The sequence below is a fragment of the Cupriavidus sp. 2KB_3 genome, from assembly GCF_052115685.1.
GTDB lineage: Bacteria > Pseudomonadota > Gammaproteobacteria > Burkholderiales > Burkholderiaceae > Cupriavidus > Cupriavidus campinensis.
Genome location: NZ_JBFRHD010000023.1, coordinates 1 through 20,223 on the forward strand (window position 1 = coordinate 1; position 20,223 = coordinate 20,223).

The 20,223-nt window shown below is 66.1% G+C and carries 12 protein-coding genes and 1 pseudogene; 5 read left to right on the forward strand and 8 right to left on the reverse strand.

Annotated features, from left to right (window positions below; translation table 11 throughout):
• The 5 genes from AB4120_RS22475 to AB4120_RS22495 form a co-directional block, all read left to right on the forward strand.
• A partial coding sequence (locus AB4120_RS22475) for a formylglycine-generating enzyme family protein (RefSeq protein WP_441642855.1) occupies positions 1–1,845 on the forward strand: 1,845 nt, incomplete at its 5' end.
• A gap of 127 nt (positions 1,846–1,972) precedes the next feature.
• Positions 1,973–2,248: a hypothetical protein gene (locus AB4120_RS22480; RefSeq protein ID WP_149135829.1), complete on the forward strand. Its 276-nt coding sequence runs from the start codon at positions 1,973–1,975 to the stop codon at positions 2,246–2,248.
• Between the two features lie 88 nt (positions 2,249–2,336).
• Positions 2,337–3,641, forward strand: coding sequence for an MFS transporter (locus AB4120_RS22485; RefSeq protein ID WP_441642856.1), 1,305 nt, complete (start codon positions 2,337–2,339; stop codon positions 3,639–3,641).
• A 25-nt stretch (positions 3,642–3,666) separates the two neighbouring features.
• Positions 3,667–4,899, forward strand: coding sequence for an amidohydrolase family protein (locus AB4120_RS22490; protein ID WP_441642857.1), 1,233 nt, complete (start codon positions 3,667–3,669; stop codon positions 4,897–4,899).
• A gap of 90 nt (positions 4,900–4,989) precedes the next feature.
• Positions 4,990–5,892: a LysR substrate-binding domain-containing protein gene (locus tag AB4120_RS22495; RefSeq protein WP_149135826.1), complete on the forward strand. Its 903-nt coding sequence runs from the start codon at positions 4,990–4,992 to the stop codon at positions 5,890–5,892.
• 15 nt (positions 5,893–5,907) lie between these two features.
• Here AB4120_RS22495 and AB4120_RS22500 read toward each other — a convergent pair whose 3' ends face one another.
• The 8 genes and pseudogenes from AB4120_RS22500 to AB4120_RS22535 form a co-directional block, all read right to left on the reverse strand.
• The gene (locus tag AB4120_RS22500) at positions 5,908–7,002 is read right to left on the reverse strand and encodes a M14 family metallopeptidase (protein WP_441642858.1); all 1,095 of its coding nucleotides are present in this window, start codon (positions 7,000–7,002) and stop codon (positions 5,908–5,910) included.
• Positions 7,003–7,113: 111 nt separating this feature from the next.
• Positions 7,114–7,352: pseudogene (locus AB4120_RS22505) on the reverse strand (DUF2846 domain-containing protein); the annotation flags it as partial.
• A 354-nt stretch (positions 7,353–7,706) separates the two neighbouring features.
• Complete coding sequence (locus AB4120_RS22510) at positions 7,707–13,286, reverse strand: hypothetical protein (RefSeq protein WP_441642859.1); 5,580 nt, start codon at positions 13,284–13,286, stop codon at positions 7,707–7,709.
• 26 nt (positions 13,287–13,312) lie between these two features.
• The gene (locus tag AB4120_RS22515) at positions 13,313–15,190 is read right to left on the reverse strand and encodes a filamentous hemagglutinin N-terminal domain-containing protein (RefSeq protein ID WP_441642860.1); all 1,878 of its coding nucleotides are present in this window, start codon (positions 15,188–15,190) and stop codon (positions 13,313–13,315) included.
• 64 nt (positions 15,191–15,254) lie between these two features.
• Positions 15,255–16,061 carry a peptidyl-prolyl cis-trans isomerase gene (locus AB4120_RS22520; protein ID WP_441642861.1) on the reverse strand — a complete coding sequence of 269 codons (807 nt, stop codon included), beginning with the start codon at positions 16,059–16,061 and terminating at the stop codon, positions 15,255–15,257.
• An 11-nt stretch (positions 16,062–16,072) separates the two neighbouring features.
• Positions 16,073–17,821, reverse strand: coding sequence for a ShlB/FhaC/HecB family hemolysin secretion/activation protein (locus tag AB4120_RS22525; RefSeq protein ID WP_441642862.1), 1,749 nt, complete (start codon positions 17,819–17,821; stop codon positions 16,073–16,075).
• Positions 17,812–19,977 (reverse strand): filamentous hemagglutinin N-terminal domain-containing protein, encoded by a 2,166-nt coding sequence (locus AB4120_RS22530; protein ID WP_441642863.1) that lies wholly within the window; start codon positions 19,975–19,977, stop codon positions 17,812–17,814. Before AB4120_RS22530 ends, AB4120_RS22525 begins: the two co-directional genes overlap by 10 nt.
• Positions 19,877–20,206, reverse strand: a complete 330-nt coding sequence (locus tag AB4120_RS22535) for a hypothetical protein (protein WP_262389581.1) — start codon at positions 20,204–20,206, stop codon at positions 19,877–19,879. The genes AB4120_RS22530 and AB4120_RS22535 overlap by 101 nt, the downstream gene beginning before the upstream one ends.
• Positions 20,207–20,223 lie beyond the last annotated feature (17 nt).

Below are 20,223 nucleotides of genomic sequence, written 5' to 3' on the forward strand. Positions count from 1 at the left end.
GCATCCGATGCGCCTGAGAAGCCAAAGGAAGACAAGCAGAGCGCAGCCGGGGCCGGCAAGAAGCTTGTCGAGTTGATCGCCTTGAAGCATGACAACCGGAAGGAGCAACGGAGGAAGGCAGCAGAGGATACGAAGGGAAATTTCGACGATGGATCGTTCAAGAAAAAGATTGCGTCGGTCAAATCCGCGGATGGCCTGCGGCAGTTCGCCAAGTGGCCAAAGACAATGCCGGAGAAACTGGTCTACGTGGAATCCGGCAAGCTGAAACCGAAATGGCCGAAGCTCAAGGACGTCGACAAGACAAAATGGTCCGAAGTTTACAAAAAGGGTAGTAACGGGAAGCGAAGGCTGGACAAGGCAAAGCTGCACACCTATGTGAAGGAGCAGGTCGCCAAACAGACCACCATCACGCCCAAAACGCTGTTTGGCGAAGATCTGGAGGGTGGCGCAAGCATCACGCTGGGCCAGTGGGCAGATAACTGGAACCAGGCGCATCAGCTTGAACGGCGCGGATCGGCTTCATACGACGCGGCGCAGATTGCCGACATCGAGCTTGGCGCGGGTGCCCAGCTGATGCGCTTCTCCTATGGCGGCAGTCTCAACGGCGACATGTCGGTGATGGATCGCCGTCTCAGCGTCAAGGCCGAGGGTCACGCCGCCGTGGACTTTGCCAAGGCTGAGGCGAAGCTCGACCTCTTCTTTCCACGCAAGGACGGTTGGTTGTGGACCGTTACTGATGGCGACGGCAGGACATTCAAGCTGATTGCGGGCCGTTGCCGGCTCACCGTGGAGGTGTCGGGCGTGGTGGGCGCCAGCATTGCCGCCGAACTGGCCATGAAGATCGAAGTCTCGCCTTTGGACAAGAACATGCCGAAAGCCGCCGGCAAGCGAGGCCGCAAAGGCAAGAAGGCCCGCAGGAAGCAGACGGTTTCCATCAATACCAAGGACGAGGCCGACGTTGCCACGCTCGATGCTTCCGCCGGCGCGTTCGCGGGGGTGCAGGACTGGTATGACGAGGACTGGTACCGCATCAGCCCCGAGCATGATCCGAAAGGGCCACCTACCGGAACCTTGCGTTCGATCCGGGGATATTCGGGGGGCGACTATATCTCTGGCCTCAATATCAAGCGCTTTAAGCGGGATCCCATAATCACGAAAAAGGACAGTTTCACGGGTGTCATCGGGCCGGGATTCAACGTATCGCACACTGTTCGCTGTGTGGCAAACATCGACCGCGCTGTAGCACATCCGTTGATACCGGCCGGCATGTACTGGCAGCAGGCCAGGGACTATTGCCAATGGCTAGGCGAGCAGATTGGCTTGCCCTTCGGTTTGCCGAGCGAGGCGCAATGGGAGTATGCCGCCCGTAGCCGTGGCCAGAACTTCCTCTGGGCGACGGACAACGGGCATATCGATTTCGGCCGGAATATTGATACCTATGATCAGGCCCAACGAATGAAACCCATTGTTGACACCGACCCTCATGAGCCGTCCTCTGTGACCCGAGCCATGCTGTACCCGGTGGGGATCTTCCCGCCCAATCCGCTCGGGCTATATGACATGAACGCCAACGGATGGGAGTGGATGCAGGACTGGTATGACGAGGACTGGTACCGCGTCAGCCCCGAGCACGATCCGAAGGGACCGCCGACCGGATCCTTGCGTTCAATTCGGGGATATTCGGGGGGCGACTATATCTCTGGCCTCAACATCAAGCGCTTTAAGCGCGATCCCATGATGACTGGAAAAGACATCCGAACGGGCGCCATTGGACCCGGATTCAACGTATCGCACACTGTTCGCTGTGTCGTGAACATCGACCGTGCTGTAGCACAGTCGCGATGACACCAGCGAGGCCCGAATGCAGTTCAGAACGATAGGATCCATTGCTGCCGGATTGACACTCCTCTTCGGGGGCGCACAACAGCCGGTCTCAGCGTTGACCGATGTCCACCCACCACGCCAGCCCATCATGTCGGAAGACCCGGGCGAGGACGCGCCGATCTTGCAGCAGCCTCCGGCACTCACAGCTGAGCTGCTGGCCTTGACGGAAGGCAGCATCGAGGAACGCGTAGAGAAGCTCAAGCGCAAGGTGTTGAAGGACCTGATCCGGGTCGAAGGCGGCAGCTTCATGATGGGGGATTTCGGGCTCGGGTCCCCGGAGGCGTTGTACTACACCAGCGGGCGCGATAACAAGCCGTCCTACCATGAACCCGGGAGGGCCTGGCACAGCCCATGCATGCGCTGACGTCATGGCCGCATGCGCAGATTTCGTTTCTCGCGTCATCGTGGCGCCCCTAACATCGGCCTCAACTGCCAGAAAGGGAGAGAGAGACATGCAAGCCAGCGCCCCCGCCTATGCGGCCGACCAACCCCGCGTCGCCGCCAGCCAGCGACGCCGCGCCATCATCGCCACGGTGATCGGCAACGGGCTCGAATGGTTCGATTTCACGGTGTACAGCTTCTTCGCCGTGATCATCGCCAGGCTGTTCTTCCCCACCGGTGACGACCTGTCGTCACTGCTGCTGGCCGTGGCCACTTTCGGGGTGGGCTTCTTCATGCGCCCCGTGGGCGGCATCATCCTCGGCATCTACGCCGACCGCGTGGGCCGCAAGGCCGCGCTCTCGCTGACCATCCTGCTGATGGCGCTGGGCACCACGCTGATCGGCATCGCCCCCACTTATGACCAGATCGGCCTGTTCGCGCCGCTGCTGATCGTGGTGGCCCGGCTCATGCAGGGCTTCTCCGCCGGCGGCGAGATGGGCGGCGCCACCGCCTTCCTGACCGAATACGCGCCGGAGAACCAGCGCGCCTATTATTCGAGCTGGATCCAGGCCAGCATCGGCGTGGCCGTGCTGCTCGGCGCCGCCGTGGGCACCTTCGTCACGGCTTCCCTGAGCACCGAGGCCCTCAATAGCTGGGGCTGGCGCCTGCCGTTCCTGCTCGGCATGGTGATTGGCCCGGTGGGCTACTACATCCGCCATCATCTGGATGAGACGCCCACCTTCCGCGAGGCCACCGACAAGACCGACTCGCCGCTGACCGAGGTGCTGCGCGACTACCCGCGCCAGACCGCCGCCAGCTTCTCGATGGTGATCCTGTGGACGGTCTGCACCTACGTGCTGCTGTTCTACATGCCGACCTACGCCGTGAAGGTGCTCAAGGTGCCGCAATCCACCGGCTTTGTCGCCGGCATGGCCGGGGGCCTGGCGATCATGGTGTTCGCGCCCATCGTCGGCCTGCTGGCGGACCGCATCGGCCGCCGTGGGCTGCTCTCCGGTGCCGCCGCGCTGATCTTCGTGCTGGCCTGGCCAATGTTCGCCTACATCAACCATGCCCCGGGGCTGGCCTCGCTGCTGGTGTTCCAGGTGGTGTTCGGTGTGTTGATCGCCACCTATACCGGCCCGATCCTGGCTGCCTTCTCGGAGCTGTTCCCGGCCAAGGTGCTGTCCACGGGGCTTTCGGTGGCCTACAACATGGCCGTGACGATCTTCGGCGGCTTCGCCTCGTTCTTCATCACGTGGCTGATCGCCACCACGGGCAGCACCATGGCACCGGCCTTCTACGTGATGATTGCCGCCGCCATCAGCTTCGTTGGCACGCGTCTGGTGCGCGAGCCCGCCTATCTTCGCAAGCATTGAACGGAAGTCTTTCCGCAACAGCCTCATGACTCAAATCCTGCTCCAGGGCGGCAACGTCCTCGACCCCGCACGCGGCACGGTGCTGGCGCGCCATGATGTCCTGATCGACGGTGAACGGATCGTCGAGGTCTCGGCCACGCCCATCCACGCGCCGCAGGCCACTGTGATCGACGTGACCGGCAAGACCGTGATGCCGGGCCTGATCGACTGCCACGTGCATGTGCTGGCCTCGCTGGCCAACCTGGGCGTGAACGCGGTGCAGCCCAACGTGCTGGTGGCCTTCCGCGCCATGCCGATCATGCGGGGCATGCTGGAGCGCGGCTTCACCACCGTGCGCGATGCCGGCGGGGCGGACTGGGGCCTCTCGCAGGCCGTGGCCACCGGGCTGATTCCGGGTCCGCGCATCTTCCCGTCCGGCAAGGCGCTCTCGCAGACCGGCGGCCATGGCGACTTCCGGCCGCGCTCGGACACGCTCGAGCCCTGCTCGTGCGCCTTCCGTGCCGGCGCCATCGCCCGCGTGGCGGATGGTGTCGATGCCGTGCGCCTGGCCGTGCGCGAGGAAATCCAGAAGGGTGCCACGCAGATCAAGATCATGGCATCGGGCGGCGTGGCGTCGCCGACCGACCCCATCGGCAACACGCAGTACAGCGAGGACGAGATCCGCGCCATCGTGGCGGAGGCCGAGGCCGCCCAGACCTACGTGATGGCTCACGCCTACACGGGCCGCGCCATCACCCGCGCCGTGCGGTGCGGCGTGCGGACCATCGAGCACGGCAACCTCGTGGATGCCGCCGCCGCCCGCGTGATGCGCGACCACGGCGCCTTTGTCGTGCCCACCCTGATCACTTACGACGCGCTGGCGCGCGACGGCGCACGCCTCGGCCTGCCCGCCGACTCGGTCGCCAAGATCGAGACCGTGCGTCAGGCCGGGCGCGATTCGCTGGCCATCTACGCCGAAGCCGGCGTGAAGATGGGCTTCGGCTCGGACCTGCTCGGGGAAATGCACCAGTACCAGTCCGAGGAATTCCGCATCCGCGCGGAACTGCTCGGCAACCTCGAGGCGATTCGCTCGGCCACCTCCATCGCGGCTGCCATCCTCGAGCGCGACGGGGAACTCGGCACGGTACGCGCCGGCGCGCTGGCCGACCTGATTGCCGTGGACGGCGACCCACTCACCGATATCGGCGTGCTGGCCGGCCCCAATGCCCGCATCGGGCTCGTCATGCAGGCCGGCCGGGTGCATCAGGCACCTCGCTAGTGCAGGACACGGGTGGCGAACGGTAAAACGTGTCGCCGCCCGGCGTGGGACTTATCATGGCGGCTCCTGCCGCCATGTTTTCGTTCCCCCATGCGCATCACACCCCTGCCGCCCCTGCCCTGCCTGGTCGCCTTCGAATCGACCATGCGCCATGGCAGCTTCACGCGCGCGGCCACCGAACTCCATCTGACCCAAAGCGCCATCAGCCGGCAGGTGGCGCAACTCGAGCGCTTTCTCGGCAAGAAGCTGTTCGTACGTGAACCGCGCGCGCTGCGGCTGACCGTTGCCGGCCAGCAGTACGCCGAGCAGGTGCAGCGCCTGCTGGTGGCCTGCGCCGAGGCCACGGAAGACGTGATGAAGCGCAAGGGGCAGGTGGAGCTGTCGGTGGCCTGCTCGTCCGGCGTGGCGGTGCTGTGGCTGGCGCCCCGGCTCGCGGCATTCCGCGCGCAGCATCCGGACTACCGGGTGCGCCTCATCGTCAACGACAGCCTGGCCTCGCTGGCCGGCACGGACTTCGATATCGCCCTCTACTACCTGCGCGAAGGCGCCCCGAGCGGCCTGGCCGCGCGGCGGCTGTATGACGAAGAGGTCTTTCCCGTGTGCGCGCCCAGCTACCTGCACGGCCGCAAGCTGGCCGTGGCCGACCTGCCGAAGGAGACACTGCTGGTGCTCGAAGACGCCCAGCGGCAGTGGATGTCGTGGCCCACGTGGCTCACACGCAATGGCCTGCGCGATCCGCGCATCGAACATGGACTGGTGGTCAACTCCTATCCGGTGCTCGTGCAGATGGCCATCGAGGGCCAGGGCATCGTACTCGGCTGGCGGCACATGATCGACAACTGCCTGGATTCTGGCGTGCTGGTGCGGGCCTGCGATGCAAGCGCCTCGCTGGGCGGCGGCTACTACGCGGTCTGGCCGCGCGACCGCGTGGAACCGGCGGCGGCACGCTCGTTCCGGAATTGGCTCGTGGAACAGAGCGGCGCGCAGGCGTAGCTTGCCGATGCACCGCTAGGCGATCCCCACGCCCTTCCGCACCGCCTCCAACACCTGCGCGACCACGCCGTCGCGCCAGTCGTCAGCATCCCCGTAGAACGCCCGCCAGACTGCATGCTTGATCAGCGCGCGCTGGTTCTCGTCGGCCTCGGGGTGGCGGTGGAGCCAGTGGTCGCCCCGCAGGGCATCGAGGACTTCCGCCAGCGGCAGCGTGCCGAATTCGAGCGCGATGCCCGCATAGTCGATGGTGCCGAGCGTCTGCGGCACCGCCTGCCACGCCAACCCCGTGAGGTTGGCCGACGTCGACGAGCCGTCGTAGATCGACGTCACACACGGCCCCCAGATCTCGCGGGCCCTGGCGATTTGCGCGGGATCGTCCGGCCCCATGTAGATCGGCTCGCCATAGCCCCACGGGCCAAGACCGGTGTGGATGTCGATCCAACGCAGCACCTTCCGGTCCGTGCCAAAGCGCGCCAGAATGCGCCGCAGCGTGTAGTTGCTCCAGGTTGGCTTCTGCCCGCCGAAAAAGAGCCCGCCCGGATCGTGATACTGCCCGGCACTGACCGCTGCCTGATACCACCCCATGCCGCGCTCGGCCGCAATCTTCATCAGCGCGGCCTGATCCGCATCCGACGCCGGCCAGTGCGCTGGCAGCAACAACGGCGCCACCTCCGCATACGGCGCGTTCGTCGGCAGGGGTTGATCGAAATCCATGAAATTGCGATTCAGATCGACGTTATCCTCATTGACCCGCCGCAAATGTGAAAACCCGTACGGATTCACCGCATGGACCAACAACAGCGCGAAGCCGGCCTGACGGCACTCCGCGTGGAGCGCGGTATCGCCCAGCAATGCCACCTGCGCACCAGATCCACAAAACCCTTCGGCGCCGTGCGTGCCAGAAGTGCTCATTAATACGCGCGAGGTATCGACGGCGCCGATCCACGCAACATCGATGGCAAGTACCTCGCCTTCGCTACCGGTTTCGGTGGGATGGGGGAATTCAGTCAGCGTGGCGCCGGCCTGGCGCGCTGCGGTGAGGAATTTCTGTCTGGCTTCCGCGTAGCTCAGGGCAAAACAGCGGGCGATGGGGCTGGCGCTGGCAGGCATGGCGGGGCCTGGTGAGGAGTGGGGATTTGTTTATTTAACGCCATTTTCTGGGGGTGTGCCAGGGCCTTGCCGTGGAGGATGCCGAAGCCAGCATCCTCCCAACGACTTCTGTTACTTGGCGGCCGTCTTGACCTGATCGCCCGTGTAGCTCAGCGAGGCGAGATCCTCTTTGGCTTTTTCCGGCGTTTCCAGTTCCAGTACCAAGCGACCGACCATCAGACCCGACGATGGCCAACTACGCACATACTTGATTTCCCGGAATCGAGCACAAAGCTGAGCGTCTTTTCCGTCTCGGTGGCAGCCGAGGCGACGTGCTTACAAGCCGGACGATTCACGAAGAAGAAGCCGCCAGATGGGAACTGCGTTGGAAAGCGGGGCGTAATGCTCTTCCCCAAGGAAGGTAACCCCCTGGTAGGTGGCGATTCATGAGACCTGGTAGGCTTCGTGGACAAATCATCTACCTAAAATTATCGGGAATGTTGGCATACTGACTCTCATAATCCCAACCCATTGGTTTTTCCCCCTCCTTAAACCATTTCATCCCATAGGAGATCCATTTAATTCGCCTCGCTCTAGCGCTTTCCGGCGTGGAATCCTCATATCCGAATTCTGTTCCGCAGCAAGGGCAAATCTCCCACGTTGGAGAACACCCATCATCACCCCATGGGCGAAAATCCAACATATATCCACGTACTCGACAGCCATTATCTTTTTTGTGCATTGAAGTAGTCCAAGTTCGTCGGATATCCGTGTTGAGCCGGATCCGGCCTAAACATAATTTTCGGCGATCCATCCGCCCCCTTTACTGCGAGTGTATTGGTGTTCGGATTATATAGAACCGTGTCACCATTAGAACGACTTATAGCTAACGTTCCTGGCGGAGGAGTTGCAACGAAAATCTGTGCTCCACGAACATATTGAACAGAATTGTTATACTCCGGGAATTCGGTCATGTGCTTATCCCAGTGACTATAGGCATTTTCGACAGCGGTTTTTGAACCCGTTGACGACCACAACGACCCAGCATCGTTCTGAACCTGCGCAATTGCCGTCAGCCCAGCACATATGACCGGCATCAGCACGCACCCGGGATTCGACAACAATGTCGCTCCCACCGGCCCGACATTCGGCGTCCCAATCAGCGTCGAACCCTGCGGCCCATTATTCGGCGTCCCAATCGGACCACCATCATTCTCCGCTTCCAGCGGGTTGGTCAACGGGTCGGACTTTTGCGGGCCGTTGTTCGGGAAGGCAGTGCCGCCAGGCCCACTGGGCGCCGGCTTCGGGACCATCGCGGCACTGGTCGCGTTATTGATGGCCTCGTTCTGCGCAGCCAACCCGGCCGAAGTTACGTCACGCCCCAACAGCGCGCCAGTTGCTCCTCCAATCAGCGTCGCAAGCCCAACCGTCAGAGCCTGCCGAACCTTGTCATCGCTGTAGTTGACGACATAGCTGCCCGCGTAGACCTCGTCCCGAATCAACGGCGCCGCAATAGCACTCGCCGCGCCACCAATCGCGCCTCCTGCGCAATCACCACCCGTCAGGCTTTGCGCAGCGCAACCCACGAGCGCATGCCCCAATACATTGGTCAGAATGGTCGATGGATCCGATCCCGGGATGCCAATGCCTGGTGCATTCACACCAATGCCGTTGGCCCCGAGCGCCGCCGCATCCCTTACCAGCCCACCCGTAAACGCCTGCCCAAAACTCCCGCCATAAGCAATCGTATTCACGCCAGCACTGACCGCTGACCGGACGACGGTTGCCTCCATGTAATTGACGACACTATCCTGCATCGCCGCCCAATTACCTTGGGCAAGATTGTCGCCAAAGCTACCAATACCGGTGTCACCGAGGTTAAATCCCGCTGTAATGCCTCGGGTCGCCCCAGCTGTCATGCCAGACACAACGCCCGCCTTCAGCGCTGCGCCGATGTTCAGCGAGCCCGTGGTGAGCACCTGGGTCACCATGCTCGACAGCGTGGCCGAGATGGCTGCATCGATGGCCACGGCAATCATTGCCTGCGCGACCGTCATCTGGGCCATGGCTACGCCCATCAGCGCCGCCCCCGCCCCTGCCGTAACAATCGAAATCGCCACCGCAGCCACCATCGCCACGATCTGGCCGATGATGCCGAAGCCCTTCTTTTCCTTGATAAACCGGGTGTGGATGTCGTCCTGGAGCGTGTCCTCGGTGTAGTTCAGCCCGAGGCTCTCCTTCAGTTGCGCCACCAGTGCCGCGCTGGCTTCCTCGTCCACGGTGCCGTCGGCACGGGTGATGCGGAAGGCGTCGTTCACCGCGTGGATCATGCCGGCGTCGATGTCCATGCGCATCGCCGACAGGAAGCCGCCCGGCTGCACCACCGTGCCCGTCACAACATTCCAGCCGCCCTGCGCCTTGTACGCATTCGTGCCGATGTCCACCACGTTCGGGCTCAGGTCAAGGCTGCCCGCCTTCACCTGCAGCAGGTCCCCGGCCGTGATCTGGCCGCTGTTACGCAGTTGTCCGTCGATGTCCAGGCTGACGTTCTGCGCGCTGATCACGCCGCCGTTGGGCGTCGCCAGCACCTGTGCGTAGCCGTCCGGCAGATAAACCTGCGGCACCAGCGCATTCACGCTGCCGCAGGCCGTGCTGGCCACCGTGCAGCGCGGGTCCGGGACGGCCTGCTCCACGTACCAGAGCATCGGCTTGTCCAGCGCGTGCACCTGTTCGTCAGTCAGCGCCGTGCCCAGCGCAATGCTGTGTTCCTTGGCGTAGTCCGCCGCGTTCTTGTACAGCGCCAGCTTCTCCTGGTCATCGACCGAGAGATTGTTCTGGCTGTCCCATGCCAGCCCGCTGACGAAGCTGTCCTGCCCCGTCTGCTGCAACGCGGCCTGATTCAACTTCTGCGATTCGGTGTACGGGTCGTAGTAGAACGTGACGTTGCCCGGCCGCAGTTCCGGCGGCAACTGGCCCAGCAGGCTATCCGGCGTCACCCCGGCCAGCACGCCCGTCGCCGGGTTCGGGTTGACGTATTGGGCACGGCCGCCGGTGTTCGTCGGCGCTGTCAGCGGCGTGCCGTCGGGCTTGGCGTTGAAGTGCCAGTCAACGGTGGCCGGCCCACCCGCCGTGGGCGCGGCAGGCGTCGCCACGATGACCGGGGTGAATTGCCACGGTTCGGTCGGGTCCGCCGTGGGCGTCGCGGCCGGCAGCGAGCCAGCCGGCACCGGCGGCGGGCCGAGTGAAATGACTTGAGTCGGCGGGGCCGCCGGGGGCGTCGGCTGGTTCGGGCTTGTGATGCCGTTGACCATCGCGGCACCGGTGATGTCCACCGCCGCGCCCATCAGGTTGCCGGTATTGACGATCTGGCCGCCCGAATTCACGGACAGCGCATTGCCGGCCTGAATGCCCGAGGCAATGTTTCCGATGGCGGCCCGGCCGCCGGTATCGTGCCAGCGGTCGCCGCCGCTGCGGTCTTCCTGCCAGCGACCAACCCAATCCGCATTGAGCGCGATGGCCGTGTTGTCCACGCCGCCGGTGGCTTGCACGCTGACATTGCGGCCGCCGCTGATCAGCGCGCCGTGGTTGTTGACGCTGCCGCCCTGAATGAAGACATCGCGCGCACCGCTGATGACCGCCGCCGGCCCCGCCGCTGCATCCTCCGTCGCGGCGCACTGGCTGTTCCCATAGGTGCCACCGGGGTTGCAGCCGCCCGCATAGGACGGATTCTGGCCGCCGTAGCTCTTGTGCAGTTGCACCGGGTCGAGCGAGGTATTGACCAGCGACGCCGCCGTAATCGAGACATCGCCCGAAAGCGACTGGATGGCGCCAGCCTGGTTCGTGACCGTGCCGCCCGCGGTGATGGCCACGTTGCCCTGCGCGGCAAGCGTGCCGCTCAGGTTCCTGACGTTCGCCGCGTTGATGGTCAGCGTCTGGCCCGCCGCCACCGTGCTGGGCGTCTGCTGCCACGTGACCGACTGAACGGTCGGCGCGCTGTCGTCTGGGCAATCGGCACCGGGCAGGCACCCCTGGCGGGTGCTCACCTGGATGTCATGGACACCCTGGTTGGTGAACGTGCCGGGCGTGGTGATGGTCACCTTGCCCGCCGCCGCCAAGTCCCCGGCATTGGTCAGGTCACCGGTGCCCGTCAGGGCGAGGTTGCCGCCTGCCGTGATCTGGCCGGCCTTGCCGAGCTGGTAGATGGTCGATGACTGGGTGGGCGCGCTGACGGCCGAGTTATCTGCCGCCGTTCCGATGTTCATCGGAAACGCCGTCACCGGCGGCGCGCCACAGTTATCGCCCTGGCAACCCGGCGAGGGGGTGCCAAACACCGTCTGGGTCGTGCCGGGAATGGTGCCGTCTACACGCTCCCCAATGCTCTTGAGCTGCGCGAGGAACGCGCTCAGTTCCCCCGCATTCACTTGGTCCGTCACGCTGCTGACCAGCGTGGCGGATCGGCCGTTATCGAGTGCACCCACGTTCAGCGTCAGGTCGCCGCCCGCCGAGATCGCACCGCCCTTGTTGGAGAGCGAAGCGGCGGCGATGTCAAGCTTGCCCCGGCTGATGATCTGGCCGGCTACGCCATCCGTCTGGATGACAATGGTGCGGTCCACCGTAGGCAGGGCCACCAGCGGATTTCCCGGCACGGGGTCGTTGGCACCTACGTGCCACATGGGCAGGTAGACCACGCCAGCGTCACCACCGCTGTAGTACGGCACGTAGCCGATGACCGGTGAAATCGACGTCCTGTCAGCAGTCCGTGTCAGGTCGCCGATGCGGATATCCAGCGGGTTGCCGAGTTCGTTGCCGGTACAGGTATCGCAATAGCCGCCCGCCAATGGCCGATAGCTGCCGATCACCGTGGAGTCCAGCAGCGCGTCGTTCGTCACTTTGCCGGTCGTGCTGCCGGCATCCACCGGCCCGGTCCGGTCATTGACGACCGCCCCGGCAGCGATATGCATGTCGCGGTTCGCGCCGAGCACGCCGCCGGTGTTCGACACCGTGCCGCCAATGTCGATCCTCACGTCGCGATTGGCCTGGGTCTTCGCGCCCGTGTTGTCGTAGTTCGAACCCGTGACGACGATGTCACCCAGCGCCTCCGCCACGCCACGGTTGGTGACGTTGCCGTCCAGCGCGAGGTTGCCGTTGGCATGCATCGTGCCGGTATTGGACAGATTGCCGGCCGACAGCGAGACGTTGCTGCCACCGACAATCTGCCCCGTGTTGGTCAACGTACCGCCAGTTGCCAATGACAGGTCGCCAGCCTTCTGGATCGTGCCGCTGTTGGTGATGCCCTGGCTGGCATTGAGCACCACGCTGCCGCCCGGCACGGTCCAGGTTCCGGTGTTGTTGATGGCCAGCGCGCCCAGCGTCAGCGTGCCGTTGGCGTTGAGGCTGCCGGTGCTCGTTGCCGATGGGTCGAAGACCTGGTTCAGCGCGTTGACCGTCAGGTTGTTGCCCGCCAGGATCTGGCCGCTCGCGTTATTGAAGCTGCCGTTGCCACCCAAAATCGTGAAGCCGAGATTTCCCGTCAGCGGGCTCTGGCCGGTCAGGTCGCCCGCGAACAGCGTGCCGCCCTGGTTCGCGGCCAGGGTGCCCGCGGTCACGTCGAGGCGCTGCGCACCGGCAATCAGCCCGTACGCATTGTCGAGCGCCCCCGTCACCGTGGCGTCCACCGTCTGGCCGCCGATGGTGCCCCGGTTCGTCAGGTTGCCGACGTTGAACGCGGCCGTGTTGCCGGCCATCGTGCCGGCATTGATGACGGTGCCGCCTCCCACGTTCAGGGCCTGTACCGCAGCGGTGACACCCTGGTTGACGATGGTTGCCCCGCTCAACGTGACGTTCGTGCCCGTGCTGCTGCCGGTCAGGGTCAGCGCGCGCGTGGCGGCGGCGTCCAGCTTGCGGTTCACCGCGTTGCCATTGCCGGCGGCCGCCGCGCCGATCGTCACGTCATTGCCGCGCAGCGTGGCGTCGCCGCCAATCCACGTCAGATCGCTCACATTCGCCGATCCGCCCGCTGCGACGCCAAGGTTGCCGCCCACAAGCGTGCTGCCCGACATGGTCACGTCCTGCGCGCCGCTCACCGTGGCGTTGCCGAGGCTGGTCAGCGCGCCGCTAACGGTCGCCGATCCACCCGCAGCCGTCAGCGTCGTATTGCCACCGCTGGACAAGCTTCCCGCCACCACGGCGCTTCCGCCAGCGCGGATGTCCGCCGCGCCATCGCTGGTCAGGGCACCCTGGATCGCCACATTGCCTTGCGTCGCGCGGATGCGGGTGTCGCCGGCACTTTGCGCCTGGCCGCCCACGGTGACATCGCGGGAAGCGGTCAGCGTCAGGTCCGCATTGCTGCCGATCTCCCCGCTCGTGCTGATACTGCCGTTCTGCGCCGCACGTTCAGCGCACCGGTAGACAGCACCTGCCCGCCCAGCACGGCGTCTGTGCCAGCCGTCACCGTCAGCGTGCCCGGCGACACCACGTTGCCGCTGGTGGTTACGCTCCCAGTGACGCCCGTCAGCGCGACGTTGCCCGCCGTACTGCCGGCCGCGCCACGAATCGTCAGGTTGCGTTGCGATGCCAGGTCGAGGTCTCCGGCCGACACCGCGTTGCCGTCGATCAGGGTGTCGCGTGCCGCCTGCAACCGGATCGCGCCCGGCGACGTCACGTCGCCGCCGAGCCGGATATCGCCGCGCCCATCCTGCCCTGCCGCCTTGACGAGCACGGTGGCGCCACTGACGGCACCGCCTACGTCCACGCTGGCACCGGCATCCAGCGTCACCGCCTCCGCGGCCTTCACGCCGCCGGCCCCGTTGATCGCGCCGCCAGCCGTCACGGTCAGCGCCCGGCCCGACTCCAGCGTGCCGCCCAGCGTGACATCCCCACCCGCCCCGGCGGTGTAGCCCGCTTCCGCCTGGCCATTGCCGGACGCCACGATCGCGCCGCCCGCATTGAGCGCCGCCGCCTGCTTGGCATAGGTGCTGCCTACCTTGAGGTTGCCAGCCGAATCGATGGTCAGGTTACCGGACGATGCCGCCAGGTTGCCATCGGCACGCACACCCACGCCCGCCGCCGTGCTGATGATCCGGATCTGGCCGGCGTTCATCGCACCGAACGCTGTGGCGTCGATGGCCAGCCCGTTGCTCGCGCTGGTATTGGAAGCCGCGTTGTTTGTCCCGGCGGCTGCGGTAGTAAAGCCATCGCCCAGCGGCGTCACCATCTGGCGGCCGGCCACCACGTTGATCTGCTTGCCTGCGTTCAGCGCGGCGTCGATGCCAATCGACTCGCCAATCAGGCTGATATTGCCGACCGTGCCCTCGATGCCCGTGGCAGCGCTGCCCGGCGTGGGATTGCCGATCTGGATCCTGCCGCCCTCCACCAGGAAGCCGGCCGTGGCGGCGGTGTCGAAGCTCGTGGCGGTGCCGGCGGCCGACAGCCATTGCGGCGTGCCGGTGGTCAGCGTCACCTGGCTGGTGTTGGTGAACCCCGCGCCATTGGTGTAGACGCCTCCGGGCGCGGCAATCACGAGGCCCGCCGCTGCGCCGAAGATCTCCACGGTGCCGTTGATTTGCGCCGGCGCGCTGCTGGTGACCTGGTTGACGATCAGCCGCACCGGCCCTGACGCAGCCAGGTTGGCATTGCCGGCGACCTGCCCGCCCAGGAAAGCGCCGCCGCCGGTTGCGCTGTTGTTCAGGATCAGGCCGATGGGATCGACCACGAACGTCCGATACTGGTTCAGCGAGATGCCCTGCGCGTTCGGCGTGGTAATGCCGACGACCGGCACACCGCCATCGGGTGCCCCAGGCCCCGTGGTCACCGAAATCGATGGCGTGAAGCGTACCGGCGCGTTCGGATCGGTAATCGGTGCGGCCAGCGCCTCTGCTGGCCCAAAGCGCAGCAACACCGGCAGCTTCGACACCGCCCAGCGCAGCAACCCCTGCCGCACGGCACCGCCGTGCACGGCCAGCGCATCGACGTCCGTCGCCCCCGCCGCCAGCGCGCCCGCCGCCTGCCGGGCCTGCTGCAGGGTGATCTGCACCGGCCCAAGCCACAACGTGACGGCCACCGTCGCCGCCACCGCCCGCGCAAGCAGGCTGCGCCGGCCCCGCTCGGCCAGCGAAGCTGGCACCCGCGTATCCGTCGGGACGGTCGCGGTGGTCGGGGCGTGAATGTTCAGGGCGTAGACGGACGGCGTGGCCGAGCGGTCGCGTTGCATGGCGTTCCTACGAGTTCTTCCAGGGGGCGGCGGCAATGACGGGGTTACTGACGATGGCGGCAGGTCACTGGGTGATCTTTGCCTTGGTCAGCAGGCCGGTGACCAGGGCCACCGTGGCGCGTTCGAGCGCCTGCGCCTGCAGGGCCTGCCGGATGCCCGGTGCCGCCGCGTCATACGACGGCACCTGCGTCGGACGCAAGGCGTCCACCTTGACGAGATAGCGGCGGGCGTTCCAGGTGACCGGGCTCGGGCTCACCCCGCCCGCCGGGAGCGTGGAAATGGCTTCGGCAAGCGGCAGCGGCAGGCTTTGCGTACGGCCTTCCTGCGCGGGCACCTTGAAGCTGACCCAGTCCAGCGCCCCGCCGCCGGCGCGGGTGGGCGCCAGGCTCACGTCCTGGGCGACCTTGGCGAAGTCCTCGCCGGCCTTGATCCGGGCAAGCGCCTTGTCGGCCGCCGCGTCGTCGGCCAGCTCGATCACGCGCGCCTTGTACTCCATGGCACCCAGCGACGCCACGATGGCGTCGTACCGCGCGCGGACCTGCGCATCGGTCACCGGCTCGGGCTTGATCCGATCCTTGAGCCATGCCTGCGTCAGGATCTGGTTGCGGGCTTCCCGTAACTGGGTCTGCACCTCCGGGCGAGCTTCCAGCGCCTTGTCCTTGCTGGCCTCCTGCCGAAATAGCTCGCGCGCGATCAATTGCTGCTTGATCACCTCGCGCGACTGGGGCGTGTCTGGCAGGCCAGCCGCTTTTGTCGCCTCGACGATGGCGGCGTCGGAGATCGTCACGCCATTGACCGTTGCGGCGTAGGCAACATGAAGGCCGAGTGCCAGGACGGCGCCGGCAGCGAGGCGGGAGAGAATCGGTTGCATGGTTTGGGTTCCTAGTAGATCCAGTTCAGCGTGGCCAGCAAGACGGTCCGCTTGGGGCCGAGGTTCGCGGGTTGGGCCAGTGGCGCGCCCGCCAGCAGTTCGCCGCTTAGCGTCTGGCCGGCCCACTGGGCCGACAGCCGAACGCCGGCCCCGGCGCCAGCCACGGCTTGCCACTGGCGGGTGGCCACGTACTGGGCCTCGCCGCCGTCGAGAAAGAGATAGGGTTCGATGCGGATGCCGGCCACGACGGGCGCATTGGCCCAGGCCAGTTCGTTGCGCAGATAGGCGCCGCGATCCCCGGCAATCACGCCCTCCCGGAAGCCGCGCACGGTGCTCATGCCCCCGGCGTAGATCTGCTCCGAGCCGAACAGCGCAACGTTGGTCCATTGGCCCGTGAGCTGGGCGCGCCACGCCAGCACCGCGCCGCCGGCTACCGGCGGGAGCGGCAATTGCAGCGTGGTGCTGGCATCGAGCTTGTTGAACTGGGCGTGCGCCTCGTCTTGGCGGATATCGGACGGATCGCGCGTGGCGTGCAGTGAGGTCAGGCCACGCGAGTACCCGGCATCGGCCGTCACATAGCCCTGCATGCCATTGGCAGCAAAGCGCCACAGGCCGTTCCAGCCGGCGCGCAGCACGGTCAGCCGTTGCGGATCGAGTTGCAGGTTGTTGATATCGCGCTCGCTCTTGCGCCACGTCAGGGTCAAGTCGAGCGCCTGCCGGCCGGTCTGCCCGCGCGTAATCACGCGGTTCCAGCCAAAGGTATGGCCGATACTGCGGCCGTAGAGCAGCGCCGTATCGCCGATGGTGTTCTGGTACTCCGACAGCGATGCCGTGTAGCTGAACGTGTTGTAGCCGAATGGCAGCACCGCCGAAGCCACGGCGGCATTGGTGTCGGTGGTGCCGACAAAGCTGGCCGAGAACGATTCCTGCAGCCCCAGCGCGTTGTCCGCATCCATGCCAAGCCGCGTGCGGGCGATGCCCGTGCTGCGGCTGCCATAGTTGTCCACGCCGGCGTTGAAGCGGAAGCGGTCGCCGGGCGGATTCGTCAGCGCCACGACCGACCCGCCCGGGGTCTGGCCCGGCAGGATCTGCATTTCCGCGCGATTGCGGCGCAGGCGGTTGAGCTGGTCTACGCCCTGCTCCAGATCGGGCAGGCGCAGGGTGTCGCCCGGCCCCGGAAACTGCCAGGCCGTACCCGCATCCGTCACCCAGCCGCCACCCACCGTATCGAACAGCGGCGCGCTGCCGGGCCGGAGCGTGCGGCCGTTGAGCTGGAAGGCTTCCACCTTCCCCGTCACGACGGTCACCACCAGCACGCCGCTGGCGAGGTTCTGCTCGCCAAGGTAGGCGCGCGTGGTGATGAAGCCGCGTGCCACGAACGCCTCGGTAAAGCGGCGCAGCAGCAGGTTGATCCGGTTCGTGCCAAGCGCCCGGCCGACGAAAGGCGCGGTAATGGCCGCGACTTCGGCATCGGACTGCACCGTGTTGCCCACCACGTCGATCCGCGCAATGTCGAAGGTGGCGGAGGTCTCCGCTACATCCTCGACGCGTGCGTCGGGCGCCACTACGGCACCACTGTCGATGCGAGCCGGCGGCTGCGTGGCCTCGCGCTCCTGGTCGCGCTGGCGCTGCTCCCGCAGCAGGCGCTGCGCGGGGTCTTCCGGAACGATGGGGCCCGGCGGCAGCGCCTGCGCCCAGGCTGCCGTGGCGGCCGTCCAGGCTGCCGCCAATGCCACTGCGTGCCGGGTGCTCAGCGCCATGCCCATGACGTCAGCCCCACATGGCTTTCGATGCTGACCGGGTCCTGCTGCCTGGGCCGCACCACCGTGGTGTTCCCGGCCACCGTCACCTCGCCGTCCAGGCTGCCGCCATCGATCACGGCGTCGCCGCTCAGGCGCGTGCGGCCCGTCGCCATCCAGCTGCCACCCACGTCCATGGCGTAAAGCCGCGCCCAGGTGTCGCCGAAGAACACCTTGAAACCGCGGTCCCGGGCTATCGCCGTGTAGCCGGTAACGCCCGTGGCATAAGTTACCGGCGCGTTGACCGAGAGGTCGCCCACCGCGAGCACACGCCCGCCAATATTCTCGGCCACGCGGCCCGCCGTGATGTCGATGTCCTCGCCGGCGGACAGCAGGCCACCGCTGACGGTTGTCGTCGAGGAGGCCGAAGTCCGGCACACGATCATGCACGTGCGCGAAAGATGGGCGGCGCCGCTGGTGACGCCTTCGGTCCGGAACGTATCGACCGCCTTGACGACGATCGAACCGTTGTTGGCGTAGATGTTGCCTCCGGTATTGATCACATTACGCCCACTCAGCGTGGTGCCGGTCTCGGAAAGCAGGTAGGCGGCCTGGTCCGGGCGGTCTACCGCTCCGTAGTCGATATCGAAGGTATTGCTGCGCTTCGACAGCACCAGCCAGCGCCGCCCGGAGGATGCGCCGATGACGGGCTGCTCGGCGCTGGCGCCATCGGTCTTGGTGATTTCGTTGACGAGGTCGCCGGCAGCGGTCACTTCGAGCCAGGCGTTGGACAGCATCCGCGCATGGCGGTTGATGACGTCGCCGCCGGCGCGCACCACGACGTCGTCGTTGACGCCGAACAGGATGCCGAGGGAATCTGGCGTCGATTCGTTGCGGAGCGAGCCTCCAGTCAACACCGTGACTGCGCCGAGTGACGCATCCGCGTCCTGGATGCGCGTCTGGCCCTGCACCAGCGCGCCCAGGTTGACCATGTCGCCATCGGCCTGCACGAGCACGCCACCGCTGCGGGCGACGGCGGTGGACTGGCGTGCCGCCGACTCAAGCCCGATCGATCCGGCGTGCAGCCTGATGTCGGTGGCAGCCAGGATGTCGCTGTCGCGCAGGGCAAAATGCCCGGTGGCGTCGATGTTGGCGGCCCCGCCCAAGGATGTCAGCACCGCGCCATCGAGTGCCGCGTCACGGGCGCCGATGATCAGGTGCCCGCCCGCCGTGGCACGCGTGCCGGTCAATTGCATGACCGTGCCGGCGTCGAAGAGGCCGATGCCCCCGCTGGCATCGAATGTCGTATCGACCAGCTTTACCGGCTCGGTATGGCGCTGGCCGTTGGCGCCAATCACGATGTCCCCGGTGCCCTTGATGCCGGCCCGGATCGCAGCGTTGGCCAACTCCACACGATCCGAGGCCACCGACACGTGCCGCCCCGCCTCCACGGTTCCCGTACCCCGCAAGCCGCCGCTGGCCACCACCACATCGCGATGGGCCTCGATGCGGCCCGATGCCAGCCGCAGGTCGCCGCTGCCCGACACCACGAAGTCGCCGGCGGTTGCGTAAGCCGCGCCGGCGTGCCGTACGCCAGCGCCCTGGTCCGTCACCATCAGTTCGATGCGGCCCGCCATCAGGCTGCCGGCAGCCGTGATGTCGAGCGCGATGCCATTTCCCTGCGTGGCGGACGGGGCGGTGTAGGCAATCCAGGGCGACAGGTTGTCAGTGGGGGAAACGCTGGCGTCGATCTCGGCGTGGCTGTCACCCACCATCGCGCGGACGCGTGCGTTCGCATCGGCATACAGGTTCTCGACCTTGCCGGCGATACGCAGCTGCTTGGCGATCAACTCCAGGTTCAGCAGCGTGCCGGACAGCCCGCCGGGGCCAATGTCGATCGCGCCCTGACGCGTGTTCAGCACGAGGTTGCGCTGCAACTGCCCATTGACCGTGAAATCGTTGAACGTGACCTGCCCCGTGGTCAGCGCCAGGTTGCCCATGTTCCGCACCACCATGCCGTTGACGCTGATGCCGTTGGGGTTGGCGATCACCACGTTGGCGCGGGGGCCCAGCACGCTAAGCTGGCCCTCCAGCAGCGACGGGTTGGTGCCGGTAACCTGGTTGAGGATGGTGCGTGCGCGCGCGCGCGGCCGAGTTGTCGAGATCGACCCCGGCACGTGGCACGTTGAATTCGCGATAGGTATTCGTGGAGACGCCGCCCACAGCGCCGGCCACGCCAACCGTGATGCGGCCATCGGCGCCCGTGACGGCTGTGGTGGCAGTGCCACCGTCCGGCACAACGCCGGCGGCCAGGCAGTGCGCGGCCAGCGCGAACTGGCTCAGCCCCGTGACCCATCCGGCAGCCCCACGCGGCAGCCGGGCAAGAACCCCCCGTACTCGATACAACGACCGACTCCCTTCTT